We start from the raw sequence: 527 nt of genomic DNA, 5'->3' as shown, positions 1-527 counted from the left end.
TAGAGCGAGATGAAGTGCCACCTGCTGTATTTGGCGGCAAGAAAAACTTGCTCCTCCTGCAAGAAGGGAAACTATCCAAAGAGGAGTGGCGGGAATTACGGTCAAACACTCCTTTTACTACGTAGGCCAGGCCAACCAGAAGGGACTGGAAGGCCAGTATGGTAATGCCAACACGGAAGTGGTCTTCGACGAGGTTACCGATTTCTTCCGCCTCAACGTCTACATACCGCCGGAGCCGGAAAATAAAGACGGCCGCCGGAGGAAAGAAGAAGACTGGGTCACGGTGCCCCTGGAAATACCTGTTCGTTACAGGGCCATACTCCTGCAACACCTTTTGAGAGCCGGTGCCTATACGGTAAGGGTAGTCCGCAAGGACGGAAGGTTCGATTGCTTTATTTCCTTTCCACTGGGCGACGACGTGCCTGTAAAAAAAGACTTGCCCATGGCAGGAATAGACTTAAACCCCGACGTGGTGGCTGTAGCCGTGGCCCTGCCGGACGGCAATTTTCATATCTCACGCTGTTTCT

Annotated in this window: 1 pseudogene; it reads left to right on the top strand. The window is 52.8% G+C overall.

Annotated features, from left to right (window positions below):
* Window positions 1–85 precede the first annotated feature (85 nt).
* Window positions 86–527: pseudogene (locus AN618_RS12500) on the top strand (transposase); the annotation flags it as partial.

The sequence above is a fragment of the Fervidicola ferrireducens genome, assembly GCF_001562425.1.
In the GTDB taxonomy this organism is placed as follows: domain Bacteria; phylum Bacillota; class Thermosediminibacteria; order Thermosediminibacterales; family Thermosediminibacteraceae; genus Fervidicola; species Fervidicola ferrireducens.
The sequence above is the reverse complement of the archived record's forward strand: the minus strand, read 5'-3'. Positions and strand labels throughout refer to the sequence as shown.